This window comes from Nocardioides sp. L-11A (genome assembly GCA_029961745.1).
In the GTDB taxonomy this organism is placed as follows: domain Bacteria; phylum Actinomycetota; class Actinomycetes; order Propionibacteriales; family Nocardioidaceae; genus Nocardioides.
Map to the genome: position 1 here is coordinate 1961408 of CP124680.1, position 22480 is coordinate 1983887.

At 72.8% G+C, this 22480-nt stretch carries 21 protein-coding genes; 19 read left to right on the plus strand and 2 right to left on the minus strand.

Going from position 1 to position 22480, the window contains the following annotated elements:
* The first annotated feature begins 15 nt into the window (after positions 1 to 15).
* The 11 genes from QJ852_09160 to QJ852_09210 all read left to right on the plus strand — a co-directional run bounded on the left by QJ852_09160 (position 16) and on the right by QJ852_09210 (position 12700).
* Complete coding sequence (locus tag QJ852_09160; protein WGX98603.1) at positions 16 to 534, plus strand: hypothetical protein; 519 nt, start codon at positions 16 to 18, stop codon at positions 532 to 534.
* On the plus strand, positions 531 to 2198 hold the full coding sequence (locus QJ852_09165) for an AAA family ATPase (GenBank protein ID WGX98604.1): 1668 nt from the start codon (positions 531 to 533) through the stop codon (positions 2196 to 2198). The genes QJ852_09160 and QJ852_09165 overlap by 4 nt, the downstream gene beginning before the upstream one ends.
* A complete protein-coding gene (locus QJ852_09170; protein WGX98605.1) occupies positions 2195 to 3481 on the plus strand; it encodes a hypothetical protein in 1287 nt (428 codons plus the stop codon). Before QJ852_09165 ends, QJ852_09170 begins: the two co-directional genes overlap by 4 nt.
* Positions 3478 to 4413: a glutamate ABC transporter substrate-binding protein gene (locus QJ852_09175; GenBank protein ID WGX98606.1), complete on the plus strand. Its 936-nt coding sequence runs from the start codon at positions 3478 to 3480 to the stop codon at positions 4411 to 4413. Before QJ852_09170 ends, QJ852_09175 begins: the two co-directional genes overlap by 4 nt.
* On the plus strand, positions 4410 to 5543 hold the full coding sequence (locus tag QJ852_09180) for a hypothetical protein (GenBank protein ID WGX98607.1): 1134 nt from the start codon (positions 4410 to 4412) through the stop codon (positions 5541 to 5543). The genes QJ852_09175 and QJ852_09180 overlap by 4 nt, the downstream gene beginning before the upstream one ends.
* A complete protein-coding gene (locus QJ852_09185) occupies positions 5540 to 7957 on the plus strand; it encodes a tetratricopeptide repeat protein (GenBank protein ID WGX98608.1) in 2418 nt (805 codons plus the stop codon). Before QJ852_09180 ends, QJ852_09185 begins: the two co-directional genes overlap by 4 nt.
* The gene (locus QJ852_09190) at positions 7954 to 9099 is read left to right on the plus strand and encodes a zinc ribbon domain-containing protein (GenBank protein ID WGX98609.1); all 1146 of its coding nucleotides are present in this window, start codon (positions 7954 to 7956) and stop codon (positions 9097 to 9099) included. The genes QJ852_09185 and QJ852_09190 overlap by 4 nt, the downstream gene beginning before the upstream one ends.
* Positions 9092 to 10381: a VWA domain-containing protein gene (locus QJ852_09195; protein WGX98610.1), complete on the plus strand. Its 1290-nt coding sequence runs from the start codon at positions 9092 to 9094 to the stop codon at positions 10379 to 10381. The genes QJ852_09190 and QJ852_09195 overlap by 8 nt, the downstream gene beginning before the upstream one ends.
* On the plus strand, positions 10378 to 11169 hold the full coding sequence (locus tag QJ852_09200; protein ID WGX98611.1) for an FHA domain-containing protein: 792 nt from the start codon (positions 10378 to 10380) through the stop codon (positions 11167 to 11169). The genes QJ852_09195 and QJ852_09200 overlap by 4 nt, the downstream gene beginning before the upstream one ends.
* A 123-nt stretch (positions 11170 to 11292) precedes the next feature.
* Positions 11293 to 11766 carry a hemerythrin domain-containing protein gene (locus QJ852_09205; GenBank protein WGX98612.1) on the plus strand — a complete coding sequence of 158 codons (474 nt, stop codon included), beginning with the start codon at positions 11293 to 11295 and terminating at the stop codon, positions 11764 to 11766.
* A 25-nt stretch (positions 11767 to 11791) separates the two neighbouring features.
* Positions 11792 to 12700, plus strand: coding sequence for an SDR family oxidoreductase (locus tag QJ852_09210; GenBank protein ID WGX98613.1), 909 nt, complete (start codon positions 11792 to 11794; stop codon positions 12698 to 12700).
* A gap of 18 nt (positions 12701 to 12718) precedes the next feature.
* On the opposite strand, the gene QJ852_09215 is transcribed toward QJ852_09210, so the two are convergent.
* Positions 12719 to 13288 (minus strand): class I SAM-dependent methyltransferase, encoded by a 570-nt coding sequence (locus QJ852_09215; protein ID WGX98614.1) that lies wholly within the window; start codon positions 13286 to 13288, stop codon positions 12719 to 12721.
* A 380-nt stretch (positions 13289 to 13668) separates the two neighbouring features.
* Here QJ852_09215 and QJ852_09220 point away from each other — a divergent pair, with 380 nt between their 5' ends.
* The 8 genes from QJ852_09220 (at position 13669) to QJ852_09255 (ending at position 21838) form a co-directional block, all read left to right on the plus strand.
* Positions 13669 to 13878 (plus strand): hypothetical protein, encoded by a 210-nt coding sequence (locus QJ852_09220; protein WGX98615.1) that lies wholly within the window; start codon positions 13669 to 13671, stop codon positions 13876 to 13878.
* 10 nt (positions 13879 to 13888) lie between these two features.
* A complete protein-coding gene (locus QJ852_09225; GenBank protein WGX98616.1) occupies positions 13889 to 14986 on the plus strand; it encodes a 3-isopropylmalate dehydrogenase in 1098 nt (365 codons plus the stop codon).
* 82 nt (positions 14987 to 15068) lie between these two features.
* A complete protein-coding gene (locus QJ852_09230; GenBank protein WGX99437.1) occupies positions 15069 to 16148 on the plus strand; it encodes a branched-chain amino acid aminotransferase in 1080 nt (359 codons plus the stop codon).
* Between the two features lie 114 nt (positions 16149 to 16262).
* Positions 16263 to 16838, plus strand: coding sequence for a Uma2 family endonuclease (locus QJ852_09235; GenBank protein ID WGX98617.1), 576 nt, complete (start codon positions 16263 to 16265; stop codon positions 16836 to 16838).
* A 12-nt stretch (positions 16839 to 16850) separates the two neighbouring features.
* Positions 16851 to 17252, plus strand: coding sequence for an MmcQ/YjbR family DNA-binding protein (locus tag QJ852_09240; GenBank protein WGX98618.1), 402 nt, complete (start codon positions 16851 to 16853; stop codon positions 17250 to 17252).
* 9 nt (positions 17253 to 17261) lie between these two features.
* Positions 17262 to 18980, plus strand: a complete 1719-nt coding sequence (locus tag QJ852_09245) for a serine/threonine-protein kinase (protein WGX98619.1) — start codon at positions 17262 to 17264, stop codon at positions 18978 to 18980.
* Between the two features lie 148 nt (positions 18981 to 19128).
* Positions 19129 to 20748 carry a citramalate synthase gene (gene cimA / locus QJ852_09250; GenBank protein ID WGX98620.1) on the plus strand — a complete coding sequence of 540 codons (1620 nt, stop codon included), beginning with the start codon at positions 19129 to 19131 and terminating at the stop codon, positions 20746 to 20748.
* A 124-nt stretch (positions 20749 to 20872) separates the two neighbouring features.
* Positions 20873 to 21838, plus strand: coding sequence for a hypothetical protein (locus QJ852_09255; GenBank protein WGX98621.1), 966 nt, complete (start codon positions 20873 to 20875; stop codon positions 21836 to 21838).
* Positions 21839 to 21883: 45 nt separating this feature from the next.
* Here QJ852_09255 and QJ852_09260 read toward each other — a convergent pair whose 3' ends face one another.
* Positions 21884 to 22471, minus strand: coding sequence for a helix-turn-helix domain-containing protein (locus tag QJ852_09260; protein WGX98622.1), 588 nt, complete (start codon positions 22469 to 22471; stop codon positions 21884 to 21886).
* Positions 22472 to 22480 lie beyond the last annotated feature (9 nt).

Below are 22480 nucleotides of genomic sequence, written 5' to 3' on the forward strand. Positions count from 1 at the left end.
CAGGACGGATTCCGGGTGGGGCTGAGATCGTGGTGGCGCAGGTCTCGGGGAGGCACGTCGCAGGAGCCGGCGTACGTCGTGCCGCCGGCGCCGACCGAGCAGGACATCCGGGCGGCGCTGAACCAGGTGTACGCCATGCTCACCGACAACAACGCGCCGCCCGTGGTGGTGTCGCGGGTGCAGCGGATCGCGCGCACCATCAACCAGACACTGCCGCGGCTGAGTCAGCTCGGACTGGGCAGTGAGGAGAGCTACTCGGTGGTCGCGACGGCCACCGACTACCTCCCCGAGGCACTGCAGTCCTACCTCCGGCTGCCCCGCGACTGGGCCGACACCCGGCCGATCGACGGGCCGAAGACCGCGCTGCTCATCCTGATCGAGGCGCTCGAGCTGCTCGGCATGACCATGGACCAGATCCTCGACGCCGCCAACCGCGCCGACGCCCAGGCATTGATCGCGCACAGCCGCTTCCTCGACGCCAAGTTCGGCCACTCGTCCTCGGGTGGCCCCGACCTCACGCTGGGAACCCCATGACCACCCTCACCGAAGCCCTCGACGCGCTCGTCGACGCGGCCCGCGCGGCCGGGCTCGACGAGGCCGCCGCCCGTGCCGAGGGCGAGGCGGTCGCCGCCACCGTCTCCGAGCGGTCCCGGGGCGCCTTCGTCGACTGGTGCACGCAGACCGGGCGCGAGCGCTCGGCCGAGGAGCACATGCTCGCCGCCAAGCGCGGCAACCGGTTCCGGGCCGGCCCGACCCCGCTGATGTCGCAGTTGCTGTTGGAGAAGTCCGCCCGCGCCGCCGACTACGCCGGCGCCCTCGCCGACGTCGCCATCGCCGGCTCGCGGTTGGGCGAGCCGGGGCCCGATGCGATCGGCGCCGCCACCACGGTCACCACCGCCCAACTCGGTGGCGCGACCGGGCCCACCCCCGGTCTCACGCCGCCCGTCGACGCGCCGGGGGCCTTCGACCTGCCGGCACGCCAGCCGGTCCCCGGGCTCGGTGACCAGATGCTCGACCAGGTACGCCGTGTCGGTGAGCAGGTACGCCGCCAGCTGGGTGCCCTCAACAACGCTGCCCCGACCCTGCCGGGCGATCTCGATGCGGGCACCGACAGCAGCACCGACAGCAGCACCGACGGCGGCGTGCCGACAGATGCGCCGCGCCCCGCCGGCGGCGTACAGACCCAGGCGGCGGAGCCCGCGGACCCGCCCGCGGAGGAGGCGAAGCCCGAGGAGCCGACGAAGACCGTCGAGGAGCTGCTCGCCGAGCTCGACGCGCTGATCGGCCTGGCCAACGTGAAGGGCGAGATCCACCGCCAGGCCGCGGTGCTGCGGGTCGAGGGACTGCGCAAGCAGGCCGGACTGGAGAGCCCGACGATCACCCGCCACCTCGTCTTCAACGGCAACCCCGGCACCGGCAAGACCACGGTCGCCCGTCTCGTGGCGGGCATCTACCGCGCGCTGGGTCTGCTCTCCAAGGGGCAGCTGGTCGAGGTCGACCGCTCCGAGCTGGTCGCCGGCTACCTCGGCCAGACCGCCGCGAAGACCGCGGAGGTCGTGAGGTCGGCCGAGGGCGGCGTGCTGTTCATCGACGAGGCGTACTCCCTGTCGGGCGACCAGTACGGCAAGGAGGCCATCGACACCCTGGTCAAGGAGATGGAGGACAAGCGCGACGACCTCGTGGTCATCGTCGCCGGCTACCCGCTCCCCATGGCGATCTTCATCTCCGAGAACCCGGGCCTCGAGAGCCGGTTCCGCACCACCATCGACTTCGCCGACTACACCGACGACGAGCTCACCGCGATCTTCGAGTCGATGGTGAAGGGCGCCGACTACGACGCCGGCGAGCCGGTCCTCACGCGACTGCGCGAGATCCTCGGCGGCACCGAGCGCGGGCCGTCGTTCGGCAACGCGCGGTTCGTCCGCAACCTGATGGAAGCCGCGGTCGGCCACCACGCCTGGCGCCTGCGCGAGGTCGCCGAGCCCACGCTGGAGCAGCTGCGGGCCCTCGAGCCCGACGACCTCGTCGTCGACCCCAACGACCAGCCCGCCGCTGAGGGCGCGGACCACGAGGTGGACGAGGTCGTCGCTCCCGACGACGCACCGCCCGCCGAGCCGGTCGACCCGTTCGGCGACGACGCCACGGCCGTCCGTACGCCGACGGCCCCCGAGGCCGAGACCCCCCAGGAGGAGTCGTGAGCCAGACCGCCACCCCCGCGGCCGCCCCACCGCCGCCGGCCACCGCGCCGGCCCCCGCCGCGCCGGCGCAGGCGGGCGCAGCCCAACCCGCCCCGTCGTACGTCGACACGCCGGCGCTGCTCAACCGCTGGCAGTTGATCGGCATGAGCGTCGCGATCGTGTTCGGCATCGTCAGCGCGCTGCTGCAGTTCGTCGGCTGGCAGGCCGACGGCCGTGCGGCTGACGACACCGAGCAGTTGGTCCGGGTCCAGGAGATCCAGTCGTCTCTGCTGCGCGCGGATGCCCTCGCCACCAACGCCTTCTTGGTCGCGGGTCTCGAGGACCCCGCCCAGCGCGCGGAGTACGACGACGCGATCGATGTCGTGCTCCGTGACATCGCCAACGCGGCCGAGGCCCAGCCTGCCGACCGCAAGGCGCTCGCCGCGTTGAACGAGCAGGTCGACACTTATGCGACATACATCGCCCAGGCTCGCGCCAACAACCGTCAGGGTTTCCCGGTCGGTGCCGGCTACCAGACCACGGCCAGCGACCAGCTCCGCAACGAGGCGATCCCGATCCTGGATGCCCTGGTCGAGGCCAACACCGACCGCGCCGACGGCGCGATGAACGGTCAGCACCCGATCTGGCTGCTCCTCCTCGGGATCCTCGTGCTTGTCGGCCTGTGGTGGCTCAACCGCGAGCTCGCCCGCACCTTCCGGCGGCGCTTCAACAAGGGGCTGGTGGTCGCGGCCGCGATCGTCGCCGCCGTGACCCTGGTGACGGTCGCAGGAGCGTGGATCCGGGACAGCTCCAACGACTCACTGCGGGACGGCGAGTTCCAGGACGCGGTTTCCAGCGCTGTCGCCCGCACCGCCGCCAACGATGCCAAGGCCAACGAGAGCCTGCGGCTGATCAAGCGCGGGTCGGGGGCGGACAACGAGAAGAAGTGGGGCGAGAAGGCTGCGGTGGTGGAGAAGAACGTGCCTGCGGCCGACCTCGGCGATTGGAAGACCTACGCCGAGCGGCACCAGCAGATCGTGGACCTCGACGACTCCAACAGGTGGTCGGACGCGGTCGACATCGCGACCACCGGAGACGCGGAGACGGGAGCCACCGCGCCCTTCGACAGGTTCGATGCCTCGCTGGCCGACGCCATCACGACCACGAGCGACGCCGCTATCGACGATCTGCGCAGCGGCCGGGTGATCGCCCTGATCCTCAGCGCGCTGACCCTGCTGCTCGGCGTCGGTGCCGCGCTGGCCGTGACGCGAGGTATCGGCGAGCGACGGAGGGAGTTCTCATGAAGCAGTCCCGTTCCCGCCTGGGTGTGGCCGCCGCGGTCCTCGGACTGGTGGCACTCGCCGGATGCTCGTACGACGCCACCAAGGTGCCGACCTACGAGGAGCCGGCAGCCGGCGAGCCCGCTCCCGCGTCGTGCGAGACGACCGACGCGGACCTCCGCTCCTACGCCGCAAGCCGTGACGCGGGGGCGGCGGTCAAGCGGATCCGCGCGGCGAAGGTGCTCAAGATCGGGGTCTCCGCGGACACCCTGCTGCTCGGCGCCCGCAACCCGTCGACCAACGACATCGAGGGCTTCGACATCGATGTCGCGAACCGGATCGCCGCGGAGCTCGGTGTCGAGCCCCAGTATCGGGTCATCAACGCGGGCCAACGGATCGATCTCCTCAAGGCCAACGAGATCGACATCGTCGCGCGCAACATGACGATCAACTGTGCCCGCTGGCAGGACGTCGCCTTCTCCGCCGAGTACTACCGCGCCGGCCAGAAGGTCCTGGTCCGCCCCGATATCGCCGACAAGTACTCCGGTCCGCAGGACCTGGCCGGCCTCAAGGTGTGCGCGCCGACCGGCACCACCAGCGTCGACAACATCAAGGCCGCCGAACCGGACGTGATCTCGGAGCCCGCGACGACCCACACCGGATGCCTGGTCAAGTTCCAGCAGGGCCGGGTCGACGCCATCACCGGAGACGACACGGTGCTCGCCGGCCTGGTCGCCCAGGACAAGCTCTATGCCGCGGTCCCGCAGCAGCAAGCGTTCACCAAGGAGCCCTACGGCATCGCCACCAACGCCGAGGACACGGATCTGGTTGCGTTCATCAACGCGGTGCTCGAGGACATGCGCGCGGACGGCAGCTGGCAGGCGTCGTACGACAAGTGGCTCAAGCCGTACCTGCTCCTCGACGCGACCCAGCCTCAACCCGCGTACGGCCGGTGAGCGTGGACCAGGCGACCATGGCGACCACGGCACCCACCGCCCCCGGCAAGCTGGGGGACGCGCTGGACCCTGCCGCGATCCAGGCGTACCTGGGAGAGCTCGACACCTGGCTGCGGGTGCGCCGCTCCGAGCTCGACGAGCTCGACCAGGCCGCGCTGGCGGTGGGGCGCGGGGGCGAGCTGGCGGGCGACATGTCGCTGGCGCTGGCGCTGTGGAAGGCGATCTCGGACCGCTACCAGCTGGTCTTCGCGACCTGGGACGGCGGCCGGGTGCTGCAGCAGGAGCGGGAGCGGATCTCGGCGCTGATCTGGGGCCGGCTCGACGGCGCGACCGAGCTGCCGGGCGGGCTGGCGGTGTCGCTGCCCGAGGCGGGGCGGCTCTGCGACGCGCTGACCGGACAGCTGCGCAACCGGCTGGCGCTGGTGCCGGGAGCCGACGCCCAGTCGGCCCGGATCCGCGAGCTGCGCGCGCAGCTGGAGCGGATCCGTGACCAGGTCGGCCTGGAGCCCGCGCTCACCCGCGACACCGCCGTGCAGCGTCTGGCGGAGCTGATGTCGCGCCTGGAGGGGATCACCGCGAAGGCCGAGCGCGGCGGTGACGTCGGCGGCATGCTCGGCCCGCTGGAGGTCGAGGCGACGACCTTCGAGCGCGACCTCATCGTCGGCAACGCCCGGCGGCGCGATGCCCGTGACCAGGTGATCTCGGCGCGCGAGCTGCGCAGCGACCTGGAGGCGCGGGCCGTGGCGCTGCAGAAGCTGGCCGCGACGTGCGTCGCGACCGTCGACCCCGCGCCCCGCTACGCCGTCCCCGACGTCGACGCCCTCGGCCCCGTGCCGGTCACGCCGGACGCCATCGGCCCCTACCTCGAGCGGCTCGACCGGGTCTCGCAGGCCCTCGAGGTCGCTCAGCACGCCTATGCCGCGGCCCTCGACGAGCACCACCAGCTCGTGGCCCTGCTCGACGCCTACGTCGCCAAGGCGCGCGCGTCGGGCGTCGCCGACCACCCCGACCTCGTCGCGAGCGAGCAGTCCGCGCGCGGACTGCTGGAGCGGCGCCCGTCGCCACTGGCGATCGCGCAGCAGCTCGTCACCACGTACCAGACCTGGCTGATCAAGGAGACGACACCATGAGCACAGGTGCCTGCACCCAACCCGGCTGCACGGGCAGCATCGTCGACGGCTACTGCGACGTCTGCGGCATGCCCGGCGCCGGCGGTACGACGACCCCGGCCGCCGCCTCGCCGGTCGGCGAGACCGCCACGGTGAAGGCCCCGATCGCGGCCGCGGTCGCCTCCGGCAACCCGGCCAGCGTCGCCGCCTCGACCTGTCAGCAGCCCGGCTGCACGGGCACCATCCTCGACGGCTACTGCGACGTCTGCGGCACGCCGGCGGTCCCGGGGGCGAGGGTCGCCGAGGCGACGGCGATCGCCGAGTCCCAGCCCCTGTCGGGCCGCGAGGGCACCTCCGCCACCGCCGCGAGCCGGGTCCAGTCGGCGGCGATCGGCTCCAAGCGCGCCGGTGCGTCGGGCAGCACGTCGACCCGGCGCACCCGCACCGGCTCGCAGCGGATGCGTGCGGCCCGGATCGGCGCCGGCCTGACCGTCGTACCTCCCGCGCCGCCGGTCGACGCCGCCAAGGCGATCATGGCCAACCCGCAGGTGCCCGAGGAGAAGCGCAGCTGCGCCAAGTGCGGCAATCCCGTCGGCCGCGGCATCGACGGCCAGCCCGGTCGCAGCGAGGGCTTCTGCCCCAACTGCGGCCAGCAGTTCTCCTTCACGCCCAAGCTGCAGCCGGGCGACCTGGTCGCCGGGCAGTACGAGGTCGCCGGCGCGCTCGCCCACGGCGGCCTCGGCTGGATCTACCTCGCCCGCGACCGCAACGTCTCCAACCGGTGGGTCGTGCTCAAGGGCCTGCTCAACTCCGGCGACCCCGACGCGCTCGCGGCTGCGATCGCCGAGCAGCAGTTCCTCGCGCAGGTCGAGCATCCGCTCATCGTCGAGATCTACAACTTCGTGACGCACGAGGGTGCGGGCTACATCGTCATGGAGTACGTCGGCGGCAAGTCCCTCAAGCAGATCCTCAAGCAGCGGATGAGCGCCAACAACGGCGCCTACGACCCGCTGCCGGTCGACCAGGCGCTGGCCTACATCCTCGAGCTGCTGCCGGCCTTCCAGTACCTCCACGACCTCGGCCTGGTCTACTGCGACTTCAAGCCCGACAACATGATCCAGGTCGGCGACGCGATGAAGCTGATCGACCTCGGTGGCGTACGACGCATCGACGACGAGGAGTCGGCGATCTACGGCACGGTCGGCTACCAGGCGCCCGAGGTCGCCGAGGTCGGACCGTCGGTGGCGTCGGACATCTACACGATCGGCCGCACCCTGGTCGTGCTGTGCATGGAGTTCCGCGGCTACCAGGGCACCTACCTCCACAGCCTGCCTCCGGTCGACGCGACGCCGCTGTTCCAACAGAACGACTCGCTGTACCAGTTGATCGCCAAGTGCTGCGCCCCCGACCCCGCCGACCGGTTCGCCTCCGTCGACGAGATGCGTACCCAGGTCCTCGGCGTGCTGCGTGAGGTCGTCGCCCGCAAGCGGCAGGGCACCGCGTCGACGTCGGCCGCGTCGGTGCTCTTCGAGTCGCCGGCCACCGCGCGCCCGATCACCGAGTGGAGCCAGCTGCCCGACCTGCGCACCGACACCACCGACGCGCAGTACGGCTGGTTGAGCACGATCGCCGACGACGACCCCCGGCAGCGGCTCAAGGCCCTCGAGTCCGCGCCCGAGGACACCGCCGAGGTGTGGCTGGCCCGCGCCCGCGCCGCCCTCGACCTCGGCGACCCGGTGCTGGCGAAGTCCCATGCCCAGAAGCTTCTCGCCGACGACCCGTGGGAGTGGCGGGCGTTGTGGATCGAGGGCCTGGCCGCGGTGCAAGCGGGTGACTGGGAGACGGCGAAGGCGTCCTTCAACGCCGTCTACCAGCAGGTGCCCGGCGAGCTCGCGCCCAAGCTGGCGCTGGCGTTCGCGTGTGAGCGCGGCGGTCTGCCCGAGGTGGCGGAGGGGCTCTACCTCGTGTGCGCCTCGACCGACGCCGCGTACGTCCCGCCTGCCGCGTTCGGCATGGCCCGGGTCCGGGCCGGCCGCCAGGACACCCCGGGTGCGGTCGCCGCGCTCGACCTGGTGCCGACGACCAGTCGCGGCTACACCGAGAGCCGCCAGCAGCGGGCCGAGGTGCTGCTCTCCGGCAGCTCCCAGGACATCACGGTCCTCGACCAGGCGATGCGCACCATCGACGCCTCCAGCGTCGATCAGCAGACCCGGCAGCGGTTCACCGTCCGGATCCTCAGCGAGGCCCTGCCCGTGGTCAGCGGCGCGAAGCTGCCCGCCGGGGCTCGCATCGGTGCCGTCGAGGCCACTGAGGCGGGTGTCCGCGACGGGCTCGAGAACGCCCTGCGGATGCTGGCCCGCGACGCGGTCGACCTCAAGGAGCGGGTGGACCTCGTCAACCGCGCCAACTCCGTCCGGAACTGGAGCCTCACGTGACCTGCCCGTCCTGCAACGCCGCGCTCGCGCCCGGTGCCCGCTTCTGCGAGAACTGCGGCGCCCAACTCGGCGACCCGGCCGCCGTCCCCGCGCCGGTGGCGACCGCCGCCGGCGACCACCCGCTCGGCGACGCCCCGATCAGCGCGCCCACCCGCAAGCCGGCAGCGGCGCTGCCCGACCCGCCCGTGCCCGCCGGGCGGCGGCCGTGCGCCGAGTGCGGGGGAGAGGTCGGCCCCGACCTCTACTGCCTCGAGTGCGGCACCAAGGCGCCCAGCGAGCGCGACCACTTCCAGGAGCGCCCGGCCTCGTGGGTCGCCGGCGTGTGCGACAAGGCGATCCGCAAGAACCGCAACGAGGACGCCATGGCGCTGCTCGCCGGCGCCCATCCCGGTGGCCAGCCGGGATCGCGGGCCGTGCTCATCGTCATGGACGGCGTCTCCAACTCCATCGACTCCGATGTCGCCTCGCTGGCCGGCGCCCGGGCCGCGCGCGAGGTGCTGCGGATGCCGCTGCCGGCGGGCATGGGGACGCCGCAGAGCCGCGACGCCGCCGTACGCAAGGTGCTCACCGATGCCGCGGCCGCGGCCAACACGGCGATCGTGGCGGTGACCGACCCCGACTCGCCCAATCCCGCGTCGGCCACCTTCACCGCGGCCGTGCTGGAGGGACGCCGGATCACCTGGGCCAATATCGGCGACTCGCGCTCCTACTGGCTGCCTGACGCGGGTGTCCCGGTCCAGCTCACCGTCGACGACTCGGTCGCTCAGGCCCAGATCGCCGCGGGCGTCGCCCGCGAGGTCGCCGAGGCCGGACCGCAGGCGCACGCGATCACCAAGTGGCTGGGCCGTGACTCCGAGGACCAGAAGCCGACGGTGGGCTCGCTGGAGGTCACCGAGAGCGGCTGGCTGCTGTCCTGCTCCGACGGCCTGTGGAACTACGCCTCCGAGCCCGACGCGCTCGCCGCGCAGGTCCGTGCCGCCGGCACGTCCGACGCCCTCGACCTCGCGCTCGCGCTCGCGAGGTTCGCCAACGACTCCGGCGGCCACGACAACATCACCGCCGCCCTCGCCCGGGTCGACATCGGAGGACTCGGGCAGAATGACCAGACGCCGACCCCAGGAGGAGAGCCGAGCGATGGCTGAGTTCAACGCCGCCGTCTACCAGAACGAGTTCCTGCCCGACGGCGGGACCGACGTCAACGCGATCGTCACGATCACCTGCACGGGTGCCGGGACGGCGGGACAGTCCGGTGCGGGCAGCGCGGGCGAGATCATCATCGTCGACACGTCGGGCTCGATGGGGCCAGCGACGATGGCCGCCGCGAAGGAGGGCGCCCAGGCGGCGCTCGCCGAGATCGTCGACGGCACCTACTTCGCCGTGATCGCCGGCGCCGACCGGGCGATGCTCGCCTACCCACAGGTGTCCAACGGGCCGGGCATGGTGCAGATGGACCCGCGCACCCGGCATGAGGCCTCCGCGGCGATCGACCGGTTCGTCGGCAGCGGCGGTACGGCGATCAGCACCTGGCTCGACCTCGCCGGCCAGCTCTTCGCGTCGGTCAGTGCCGTCACCCAGCGCCACGTCCTGCTGCTCACCGACGGAGAGAACCGCGAGCGCCCCGGCCGCCTCGACGAGGCGATCAACCGGGCCACGGGCTACTACCAGGCCGACTGCCGCGGTGCCGGCACCGACTGGCAGGTCGCCGAGATCCGCCGGATCGCGCAGGCCCTGCTCGGCACGGTCGACATCATCCCCAGCCCGGCCGAGATGAAGGCGCAGTTCCAGGAGATCATGCGCAACGCGATGGCGCGCGGCGTCGCCGACGCGTCGCTGCGGGTGTGGACGCCCCAGGGCGCCGAGGTGCTCTTCGTGCGCCAGGTGTCGCCCACGGTCGAGGACCTCACGAACCGCCGGACGCCGGTCAACCCGCTCACCGGCGACTACCCGACGGGCGCCTGGTCCGACGAGTCCCGCGACTACCACGTCGCGGTCCGGGTGCCGGCGAAGGCGATCGGCCAGGAGCAGCTCGCCGCCCGTGTCCAGCTCGCCCTCGGCAGCGACGTCGTCGCCCAGGGCCTGGTCAAGGCGACCTGGTCCAACAACTCCGAGCTCACCACCCGCATCGACCAGCAGGTCGCGCACTACACCGGTCAGGCCGAGCTGGCCCAGGTCATCCAGGAGGGCCTGGCCGCCAAGGCCGCCGGCGACGAGGCGACCGCCACCACCAAGCTGGGGCGCGCCGTCCAGCTCGCCGCGGAGACCGGCAACGACGAGGCCACCTCCAAGCTGCGCAAGGTCGTCGACGTCGACAACGAGGAGACCGGCACCGTCCGGCTCAAGCGGGCGGTCGAGAAGGCCGACGAGATGGCCCTCGACACCGCCTCCACCAAGACGACACGGATCCGCAAGGAGCCGACGTCATGAGCACGTGCCCCTCCGGGCACGAGTCGGCGTCGGACGACTACTGCGACGTCTGCGGTCTGCCCATCCCGGCGGGGGGCGATGGAACTGCTCCGGACGGGCCCGCCGCTCCGGCGGCTCCGGCGGCTCCGGCAGCGGAGCCCACAGCGCCGGCGACGCCCGCGACCGCGGAGTGCCCCAACTGCCAGGCGGCCAACCCGCCCAACGCGCTGTTCTGCGAGGCCTGCGGCTACGACTTCACGACCGGGTCGATGCCGCGCCCGGTCACGCCCTCGGTCCTCGACCTCGGCGCCCCGGCGGGCACCGACGACGCCGGCACGGCCGACGCGCACCGGCCCGCCGCCTCTGCCGTCCCCGCGGCCGAGACGCCGCTCGCGCCGCCCCTGACCGATGCCTGGGTCGCGGAGGTCTGGATCGACCCCGACTGGTACGCCGACCAGGAGTCGACCGATCCGCTGCCGTCCGCGGGAGTGCCCACCGTCGTCCCGCTCAGGACGACCTCGATCCTCGTCGGGCGCACCTCCCGCAGCCGCGGCATCCATCCCGACATCGACCTCGGGTCCGACAACGGCATCAGCCGGCGCCACTGCCAGCTCACCACCGACGGCAGCCGCTGGTGGGTCGAGGACCTCGGCTCGTCCAATGGCACCTATCTCGGCTCGGCGGGAGGCCCGCTGCCGACCGATCCGGCACCGGTGGGCGAGAAGCGCGAGATCGCACCCGACGCCCGGGTGTATCTCGGCGCGTGGACCCGGATCGTGATCCGGCGGGCACAGCCCGGCGAGGTCTGAGCGAGGTGCTGGTAGGTTCGGCGTCGGCATCGCGTGGGGATGGCGGACCGCGTCACGCAGGGAGGTGCCGGACCAGGAAGGCGATGATCACGATGATCACCTCGACTTCCTCGTTCCTCGCCGATGGCTGAGGAACGGGAGCACGCCAGGCTGGTCGCCTGGCACGACCAGATGGAGCAGGCGCACGCCCGGTTGCGGCGCGCACTCGAGGTCACCCGGCAGGCCCTGGCCGCGGGCGACGAGGTGCCGGCCGCCGAGCGGGACCTGCTGCTGTACTGCCACGGGTTCTGCGTGGCGCTCGACGGCCACCACCGCGCCGAGGACGCGGCGCTGTTCCCGGCGCTGCTCGACCGGCGGCCGGAGCTGGCCGACGTGGTCCGGGCGCTGGCGCAGGACCACAGCATGATCGGCCACCTGCTGCACGCGCTCCGGGCGGCGCTCGACGACGGCCGGCCCGGCGCCGAGCTGGCCCGCCACCTCGACGGGATCGGGGCGATCATGGAGTCGCACTTCCGGTACGAGGAGCGGCAGCTGCTCGGGGTGCTGGCGGGGCTCGAGCTGGCGCTCGACGTACCCGAGGCGTTGGGGCCGTTGTGACGGGGGCTTCTGCGACACTGCGGCCATGGCGATCAGGGACCAGGTCATCCTCATCACCGGCGGCGCCCGCGGCATCGGGCTCGAGACGGCGAAGGCGCTGGCGGCCAGGGGCGCGCGGCTGGTCCTGACCGACCTCGACGGTCCGGCCCTCGCCGAGGCCGTCGTCGCGATCGGGGCCGATCGCTGCGAGGGGATCGTCGCCGACGTGTGCGACCTCGCCGCGATGGAGGCGGCGGTCGCGACCACCCTGGAGCGGTTCGGCCGGCTCGACACGGTCCTGGCGAACGCGGGCATCGCGAGCTACGGCTCGGTGATGGCGATCGACCCGGCCGCCTTCCAGCGCACCGTCGACATCAACATCGTGGGGGTCTTCAACACCGCACGGGCGGCGGTGCCGGCGCTCGCCGAGAGCCGCGGCTACCTCCTCGTGGTGTCGTCGCTGGCCGCGTTCGCCGCCGCGCCCGGCCTCGCGGCGTACAACGCCAGCAAGGCGGGGGTCGAGCACTTCGCCAATGCCCTGCGCCTGGAGGTCGCCCACCGGGGCATCGCCGTCGGCTCGGCCCACATGTCGTGGATCGACACCCCGCTCGTGCAGGATGCCAAGAGCGACCTCCCGACCTTCCGGGAGCTGCTGAGCAAGCTGCCCCCGCCGCTGAACCGGACCACGGGCGTCGAGGCCTGCGTCACGGCGTTCGTCAAGGGCGTCGAGAAGCGCTCGCGGCACGTCTACTGCCCGGGCTGGGTCCGCGGCGCGGGGCTGAACCGCAATGTGGTCAACTCCGCCGCCGGCAACCGCCCGATCCTCAAGCTGGTCCCGGACCTGCTGCCCCGGATGGACGCGGAGGTGCGTGCGCTCGGCCGCTCGACCAGCGCCCGCAACGTCGCCAACGACGAGCGCCGGGCCCGCGGCGCCGAAGCGCCGGGGGAGGACTGACGCCGGCGGCGGATGTCCTCAGCGGCGGGTGGCGATCAGCGCCGACGCGTCGGCGGCGACCAGCACCTCGACGGTGGTGAACCGCTCGTCGGTCAGCCACTCCTCGCGCAGCGTGTCGACCCGGCCGCCGGTGATCGGCGGCCACATCTCGCACGGGACGAAGTCGTCGAGCACGACGATGCCGCCCGGCTCGACCAGGTCGGCGATCTTGTCGACGCCGACGGCCGAGGGGTCGCCCGAGTCGAGGAAGAGCAGGGAGAAGGGGCCCTTGTCCATCAGGGTCGACCAGTCCGCCTCCAGGACGTCGACCAACGGGTCGTCGTCGAAGGTCTCGATGGCGGCGGCGGCGAGCTTCGGGTTCAGCTCCGCGGTGAGGATCCGGGCCTTGTCGTTGCGTACGCCGGAGCGCAGCCACGCGGTTCCGACACCGCAGCCGGTGCCGAACTCGGCCATGGTGCCCTCGCGGGTCGCGGCGAGGGCGGCGAGCAGTCGGCCGGTCTCGTTGCGGCAGAACGACACATAGCCGGCCCGCCGGGACGCGTCGAAAGCGCGGTGGACCACGTCGGGCAACTCGGGAGGCGCGCTCATGCCCCGAGTCTCACCCGGCGATCAAGGAACGGGACACAGGTCTCGGATCGTGGTCCGAGCGCACCGCACTTGTCGGGCAGTTCTGTCACTTGTCGGGCGTTGCCACACCCGACAAGTGACAGAATCGCCGGTCGACCGGTGATTCCTGCAGCCGACACGACCGCATGGTGGACGAAATCCGAGACAGCAGCGCCGCGGCGGCGTACAGTCCTTGCATCATGCGGAGCGCCCTTCTCGTAATCGTGCGCCGCGGCGAGGCCTGAGAGAGGCCACCTCGCCGCGGTGACTGCGGCGATCCCCGAACCGCACGGGCCCCTCGGACCACCATCCCCGGCCCGCCGCAGTCCGACTCGACGGGTCCCGTCCCACGGAGACCAGCCATGTCCAGCACCACCACCACCAGCGCCCGGACCAGCGCCAGCAGCGGCGTGCGCCGCACCAATCCCACCGGCTACGCCACCCTCACCGCCGACGACTCCGAGTGGGGTCCGGCCCGCCACGACCCGGCGCAGCCCTCCCACCGCGAGGCGTCGGGCCTGCTGGGGACTGCCCTGCGAGACGGCGACGACGCCCGTCCCGACGACAACTAGGTTTCCTCCCATGACCGACTCCTCCGCTGCAGCCCCCGTCACCACCGGCCAGGTCGCCCTGGGCGTCATTCCCGGGGACGGGATCGGGCCCGAGGTGACCGCCGAGGCACTCAAGGTGCTGGAGGCCGCGGCGCCGGCGGACCTGAAGTTCGCTGCGACGCAGTACGACCTCGGCGCCGAGCGCTACCTGCGCACCGGCGAGGTCCTGCCGGACAGCGTGCTGGAGGAGATCCGCGGCCAGGACGCACTGCTGCTCGGCGCTGTCGGCGGCAAGCCCAACGACCCGAACCTGCCTCCGGGCATCCTCGAGCGCGGCCTGCTGCTCAAGCTCCGCTTCACCCTCGACCACTACGTCAACCTGCGCCCCTCGCGCATCTACCCGGGCTCGGTCTCGCCGCTGTCCGCGGAGGTGCTCGCCCGGGGCCCGGTGGACTTCGTGGTGGTCCGCGAGGGCACGGAGGGCCCCTACACCGGCAACGGCGGCGCGCTGCGCGTCGGCACCCCGGCCGAGGTCGCCACCGAGGTCTCGGTCAACACCGCGTTCGGCGTCGAGCGGGTGATCCGCGACGCCTTCGAGCGTGCCCGCAAGCGCCCCCGCAAGAAGCTCACCCTCGTGCACAAGACCAACGTGCTCGTCCACGCGGGCCAGGTCTGGTGGCGGCTGTTCCAGCAGGTGGCCGAGGAGTACCCGGACGTCACCACCGACTACAGCCACATCGACGCGGTGATGATCTACCTGACGACCGACCCGCAGCGGTTCGACGTGATCGTCACCGACAACCTGTTCGGCGACATCGTCACGGACCTGGCCGCGGCCATCAGCGGCGGCATCGGCCTGGCCGCCTCCGGCAACGTCAACCCGGACCGCACCACGCCCTCCATGTTCGAGCCCGTGCACGGCTCGGCCCCCGACATCGCGGGCCAGTTGATCGCCGACCCGACCGCCGCGATCCTCTCCGGCGCGCTGCTGCTCGACCACCTCGGCCACCCCGAGGCGGCGGCCCGGGTCGAGGCGGCCGTGCTCGCCGACCTCGAGGCGCGGACCCCCGGTCAGCAGCGCAGCACGCCCGAGGTGGGCGACGCGATCGCCGCACGAGTAGCGGGCTAGCCCGCTTCTGGAGTGCTCCCCTCCGGGACGCGGGCAGAATGCCCCCTGCCGACCCGCGTTAACGAGGACTAACCTGATGACCATGCAGATCACCACCACCCTCTCTGCGAAGCCCACCGACGACACCCGGCTGGCGGAGATCCTGGCCAACCCCGGCTTCGGGTCGCACTTCTCCGACCACATGTTCACCGTCGAGTGGACCCCGGAGCAGGGCTGGTACGACGCGCGGATCACGCCCTACGGCCCGATCACGCTCGATCCCGCCGCGGCGGTCCTGCACTACGCGCAGGAGACCTTCGAGGGCATGAAGGCCTACCGCCACGACGACGACTCGCTGTGGCTGTTCCGGCCCGAGGCCAACGCCGAGCGGATGATCCGCTCCAGCCACCGCCTCGCGCTGCCGGTGCTGGAGGTGCCCGACTTCGTCCAGGCCGTCGAGGAGCTCGTCAAGGTCGACGCCCGATGGGTGCCCGGCAACCCCGACGGCGGCGAGAAGAGCCTCTACCTGCGCCCGTTCATGTTCGCCTCCGAGACCTTCCTCGGGGTCCGCCCGGCCCAGCACGTCACCTTCATGGTGATCGCCAGCCCGGCCGGCGCCTACTTCAAGGGCGGCGTCAAGCCGGTCACGCTGTGGCTCACCGAGGAGTACACCCGCGCCGGGCGCGGCGGCATGGGTGCGGCCAAGACCGGCGGCAACTACGCCTCCTCCCTGGTCGCCCAGCAGGAGGCCTCCGCCGCCGGCTGCGACCAGGTCGTCTTCCTCGACGCCCAGGAGGGCAGGTACGTCGAGGAGCTCGGTGGGATGAACATGTACTTCGTGTTCGACGACGGCTCGATCGTCACCCCCGAGACCGGCACCATCCTCGAGGGGATCACCCGCTCCTCGATCATCGAGCTGGCCGGCAAGATGGGCCATCACGTCACCGAGCGGCAGTTCGGGATCGACGAGTGGCGCGAGGGCGTCGCCAGCGGCCGGATCACCGAGATCTTCGCCTGCGGCACCGCCGCCGTGGTGACCCCGGTCGGCGCGCTCAAGTGGGAGGGCGGCGAGACCGCCGCTCCCGCGAGCCAGGACCTGACCATGCGGATCCGGCAGGCGCTGGTCGACGTCCAGCTCGGGCGGGCCGACGACACGTTCGGCTGGATGCACAAGGTCGTCTGACCCGACATCGACCTGGCCTGGGCCGGAGCCTGTGGAGAGCTCCTGCCGGTGACGGACGGTCGTGCCACGCTCACTCCATGGCATCGCTCGGGAGGATGGGGCACGATGGTGGACATGACGCTGGAGGCAGAGCTCGGCTGGGCGCCCCGGGGACCGGTCACGGTCGCCGACCTGTTCGAGCTGCCCGACGAGCCGGCCGAGCCGGACGGGGAGGGCCCGACCCCGCGCTACGAGCTCATCGACGGGATGCTGATCGCGTTGGCGCCCGCTGACCTGCGACACGTCTACATCGCCTCGCGCCTGTGGCAGGTGCTCAACGACGCCGCGCCGCCGGGGCTCTGGGCGCTCCAGGGGCCGGGCGGCGCCATCATCGACGACGTCACGTGGGTCGAGCCCGACGTGTTCGTCACGCCGCGGGTGCCGGACCGCTACTTCGAGGGCGTTCCGCTGCTCACGGTGGAGGTGCTCTCCCCGTCCAACCGCCTCTACGACCTGACCACGAAGTTCAGCCGCTACGAGCGGGCCGGCGTGCCGTCGTACTGGATCCTCGACCCGACGGAGCTTCGGCTGGTGGCCTGGGAGCTGCGCCGCGGGCGCTACGTCGAGGTCGCCGACGTCGGCGCCGACCAGGCATGGACCGCGACCGCGCCGTTCGAGGTCACCGTCCGCCCGGGCGCGCTGCTGGACTGACAGGCTGGCCCCATGGCACACCCGATCGTGTTCAGCGACGACGACCCGGGGCTCGCCGAGCTCCGGGCGATCTGCCTGGGTCTGCCCGGCACCGAGGAGCGGATCAGTCACGGCCGCCCGACCTTCCGTGCGGGCAAGATCTTCGCGGCCTTCGGGGGCAGTGAGAAGCTCCGGCCGGGGGAGCACCGGATGGTGCCGAGCGCGTTCATCTTCACGCCCGACGCCGTGGACCTGCCTGCCCTCGATGCGGACCCGCGGTTCTTCGTGCCGGCCTACTACGGCCCCTACGGCGGCCGGGCCATCGATCTCGACGATCCCGGCGTCGACTGGGCGGAGATCGCCGAGCTGGTCGACGCGTCGTACCGGCGGGTCGCGCCGAAGCGCCTCATCGCCGAGCTCGACGCGCGCGGGTAGCCTCGCGGTGTGACGATCCGCCCCGACAGCAGCGCGCCCACGCAGGTGGGCCGCTACGCGCTGCTGACCCGGCTCGGCGAGGGTGGGATGGGCATCGTCCACCTCGCCCAGGGCCCCGACGGGCAGCGGGTCGCGCTCAAGGTGCTGCGCCCGCAGATCGTCGGCGACCAGGAGGCGCGCCACCGGCTGGCCCGCGAGGTCGGCTCGCTGACCCGCGTCCGGAGCCCCTGGGTGGCGGAGATGCTCGACGCCGACCCGTGGGCCGAGGTGCCCTATGTCGTCACCCGCTACGTGCCGGGGCTCTCCCTGCACGCCCACGTCGCCGCCGAGGGCCCGATCGCCGGGCGCGACCTGCTCTGGCTGGCGGGCTGTCTCGCGGAGGGGCTGGCGGCGGTGCACAGCGCCGGCGTCCTGCACCGCGACGTCAAGCCGGGCAACATCCTGATGGAGGGACGCACCCCCATCCTCATCGACTTCGGGCTCGCTCGGGTCGCCGACGACATCCGGCTGACTCAGACCGGCTGGCTGCTGGGCACACCGGGCTACCTCGCTCCGGAGATCCTCTACGGCGACGAGGCGACTCCCGCCGCCGACGTGCACGCCTGGGCGGCGAGTGTCGCCTACGCGGCGAGCGGCCGGGCGCCGTACGGCCGCGGTCCGGCGATGGCCGTCATGGACCGGACCCGTCGCGGCCAGCACGACCTGAGCGGCATCGAGAGCCCGCTCGCCGAGGTCCTGGCCGCCGCCCTCGACCCGGAGCCGCTCGAGCGGCCGCTGCTCGAGGAGCTGCTGGCCTGGCTGCGCCCGCTGAGCACGCGGCCCGACCTGCCCGCCGCGCCCCCGCCCGGTGCGCTCTTCGCGGCCGTGGCCCCGGCCGCCGACGACTTCACGCTGCCCCTGGCGCTGGCCGCCGAGGGGGGCGCGCCGGTCGAGCCCGGCCCGCCCACGCCGCCGACGGCTCCGGAGTCGCAGGTCCCCGGCACCCGGGCGCTGCCGACCGAGGTCGCTCCGCCGACCCTGCTGCCCTCGGCGCTCCCGCCGCCACCTCCGTCGCCGCCGGGGGCTGCTCCGCTGCCCCCGCCCCCGCCGGCCTCCGCGATGACCCGGCTGGAGGAGCAGTTCGACCGGGCCTGGGACCCGGAGCACCCGTTCGCCCCGCCGCCGCGTCCGCCGCTCGCCGAGCGGGTCCGGCGCTGGGTCGCCGTCGGCCTGGGCACGCTGGTGATCGGCGCCGGCTTCGCCGCCGCGCCCTGGGTGGCGGTCGTGGTGGTCGTGCTCGCGGTGTGGCTGCTGCGCGCGGGCTCCCTGGCGACGTCGGCGGTGGCCGAGCGGCGTACCGTCCGCGGCGTCAAGTGGTACGACGGCCTGCGCTGGCTCACCACCAGTCCCTGGCACCTCATCCGCGGTGTCACCGGCACCGTCGTCCTGGTGACCTGGAGCGCCGGTCTCGGCATCGCTGCGGGCCTGCTGGGCTACGCCCTCCAGCTCGACGTCCCGAGCACCCTGCTCGCCTGCGGCACGACGCTCGGGCTCGCCCTGTGGTCGGGGCCGGGGAGCACCCGGTTCCGGCTCCCGGTCTCGCGGGTCCTCGACCCGCTGGCGCGCCGGCCGGTGCCGTGGCTGCTGACCTGCGCGGTGCTGCTCGCCGTCGCCGGCGGCCTGGGCGCTCTCGCCGCGGGCCGCGGTGTCAGCTGGGCGCCCTGGTCCGGCGGCCCGTTCGGACTCTGAGACGCGCGTCTCGCGCTCGTGGCAGAATGGGCCGGGTGACCACGCTCACCACGATCATTACCTAGCGCGTCTGACCCCGTCAGACGCGCCAGCCTCCTGTCCCCAGGAGGCTTTTGTTTTGCCCGGCCCCCTCACCCGAGAGATCCCGATGACCCAGCAGCGCGACCTCCCCCTGGACCTCCACGGCTCGTTCCACGTCTACGACACGACGCTGCGCGACGGGATGCAGCAGGAGGGGCTCAACCCCACGGTGGCCGACAAGCTCGCCATCGCGCGGCACCTGGACGGGCTCGGCGTGGGGTACATCGAGGGCGGCTGGCCGGGCGCCAACCCCAAGGACACCGAGTTCTTCCGTCGCGCGGCGGCCGAGCTGGACCTGAAGCACGCGCGGCTCGCGGCCTTCGGCTCCACCCGCCGGGCGGGCCTGCTCGCCGCCGACGACCCGCAGGTCGCGGCGCTGCGCGACAGCGGTGCGGGTGTCGTCACCCTGGTCGCCAAGTCGCACGTCGGTCACGTCGAGAAGGCACTGCGGACCACGCCCGAGGAGAACCTCGCGATGATCCGCGACACCGTCGGTCACCTGCGTGCCGAGGGGCAGCAGGTCTTCCTCGACGCCGAGCACTTCTTCGACGGCTACCGCCTCGACCGGTCCTATGCGCTCGAGGTGCTCCGGACGGCGTACGACGCGGGCGCGGAGGTGATCGCGCTGTGCGACACCAACGGCGGCATGCTGCCGGGCTGGGTCTCCGACGTGGTGCACGACGTCGTCGAGAACGCCCAGGTCCGGGTGGGCATCCACTGCCACAACGACACCGGCCTGGCCGTGGCCAACACGCTCGCCGCGGTCGACGCCGGCGCGACCCACGTGCAGGGCTGCATCAACGGCTACGGCGAGCGCACCGGCAACGCCGACCTGATCAACGTCGTCGCCAACCTCGAGCTGAAGCTCGACCGCCAGGTGCTGCCGCCGGGTCTCCTGCGCGAGGCCACGCGGATCGCGCACGCGGTCGCGGAGGTCACCAATGTCCCGCCCGCCGCCCGCCAGCCGTACGTCGGCGCGTCGGCCTTCGCCCACAAGGCCGGCCTGCACGCCAGCGCGATCAAGGTCGACCCGGACCTCTACCAGCACATGGACCCGGCGGGTGTCGGCAACGACATGCGGCTGCTGGTCTCCGACATGGCCGGGCGCGCCACCATCGAGCTCAAGGGCAAGGAGCTCGGCTTCGACCTCTCCGACAACCCGGAGCTGGTCACCCGGGTCACCGCCCGGGTCAAGGACCTGGAGTCGCGCGGCTACACCTTCGAGGCGGCGGACGCCTCCTTCGAGCTGCTCCTCGCCGAGGAGGTGGACGGCCGCCGGCCGTCGTACTTCGACGTCGAGAGCTGGCGGGTGATCACCGAGACCCTCACCCACGCCCAGCCGGGGGAGGAGGCGGTGTCCGAGGCGACGGTCAAGCTCAGGGCGGCCGACGTGCGCTATGTCGTCACGGGCGAGGGCAACGGCCCGGTCAACGCCCTGGACCAGGCGCTGCGCTCGGCGATCGAGCAGGCATATCCGGAGATCGCGCAGTTCGAGCTGATCGACTTCAAGGTCCGCATCCTCGACCAGGGACACGGCACCGACGCGATCACCCGGGTGCTGATCGAGACCACGGACGGTGCGTCGACCTGGGTGACCGTGGGCGTCGGCGCGAACGTCATCGAGGCCTCGTGGGAGGCGCTGGCCGACAGCCTCACCTACGGTCTGCTGCGACACCACCGGAGCTGATACCTGCTCTCGGCCCGCACCAGGTGCGTGCGGACGGCAGGTCGAGCGCCGCGTCTGTCGGGGTTGTCCACAGGTACGTCGGCAGCTCCTGGAGCCGAGGGCCTGTCGGTGCCAGCATGCGGCCATGCCGCGCCACCTCGATTTCGCCGATCCGGGACTCCAGGTCATCCTGCGCCGCGAGCAGGACGGCGTGGTCGCCCGGGGGCAGCTCCTCGACCTCGGCGGCACCGACCACGACATCGCCCGGATGACCCGACGCCGTGAGCTGCGTCAGGTCGAGCCCGGCGTGTACGTCGACCACACCGGCGTCCTGACCCGGCGCCAGCGTGAGTGGGTGGCTCTGTTCGCCTACGCCCCCGCCGCGCTGTCCCACGAGTCCGCGATGCCGGGCGGCGAGCCGCCGGTGGTCCATGTGTGCGTCGGTCCCGACCGCACCCTGCGCCCGATCGCCGGTGTGGTGGTCCACCGCAGCGCGCATCTGGGGTCCCGGGTCGACTGGCACCGACGCCCGCCTCGCATGGTGCCGGCGCATGCGACCATCGACGTCCTGGAGGCCCGGATCCGGGCCGACGACGTCGCGGGGGCGTACGCCGCCCTCACCCGGGCCTGCTTCACCCGCGAGGTCGTGCCCCGCATGCTGCGGGCCGCCCTCGCCGAACGGGCCAGGGTCACCCGCCGCGCCCTCGTCGCCGGGATGATCGACGATCTCGAACAGGGCGCCTGCTCGGTGCTCGAGCGCGGCTACCTCCATCAGGTCGAACGCGCCCACGGCCTGCCGGTCGGCCGGCGCCAGCACACCAGCCACGCCACCGGTAGCCGGACCGAGCAGGACGTCCGGCACGAGGAGTACGGCGTCGTGGTCGAGCTCGACGGCCGCGCGTACCACGACGGTGTCCGCGCCCGCGACAACGACGCCCGACGCGACCTGGCGGAGGTCGCGACCAGCGGCGCCATCACGCTCCGGGTCACCTACGGCCTGGTGTTCGGCGATCCGTGCCGGACCGCGCTCTGGGTCGCCCGGGTGCTCCAGCGCCGCGGCTGGACCGGATCGGTCCGGAGCTGCCCCCGCTGCCCGGTAAGAGCCGCTTGACCTGTCCTCGGCCCGCACCAGGTGCGTGCCGAGGGCAGGTGAGGGTCACACCACGCGATGGACCAGCTCGGTCCACCCGGCCAGGACCTGCGCCTCGGTCATCCCGCCCGCGTCGATCTGCTGGCGCAGCACCGGCACGGCGAGCGGGGCGACCAGCGCGGTCGCGAGGTAGGCGACGTCGCCCTGGACCTCGAGCTGCGCGAGCAGCATCCGCACGTGGAGTGAGACGAACCCGAGCACGGCGTAGTTCTCGCCCCAGGCACGTCCCGCCGCCTCGATCAGCTCGGCCTGCTCGCGGTGGTGGCGCAGCCGGGAGGCACCGAAGGCGAGCAGCCGCTCCAGCGGTGGCGCGCCAGGGCCGAGCGGCGGCGGGCCACTGATCACGCTCGCCTGCCACTCCTGCTCGCGGTGGTCGAGCAGCGAGGCCATCAACCCCTCGCGGCTGCCGAACCGGCGGAACACCGTGCCCTTGCCGACGCCGGCCCGGGCCGCGACGGCGTCCATGGTCAGCGCCGCGACCCCGCAGCCGGCCATCAGCTCGGCGGCCGCATCCAGGAGCGCCGCCCGGTTGCGCGCCGCGTCGGCGCGCTCGGCGAGCGGCGCGCCGGTGAGCAGCGGGAGGTCGTCGGGCATGGTGCGCCC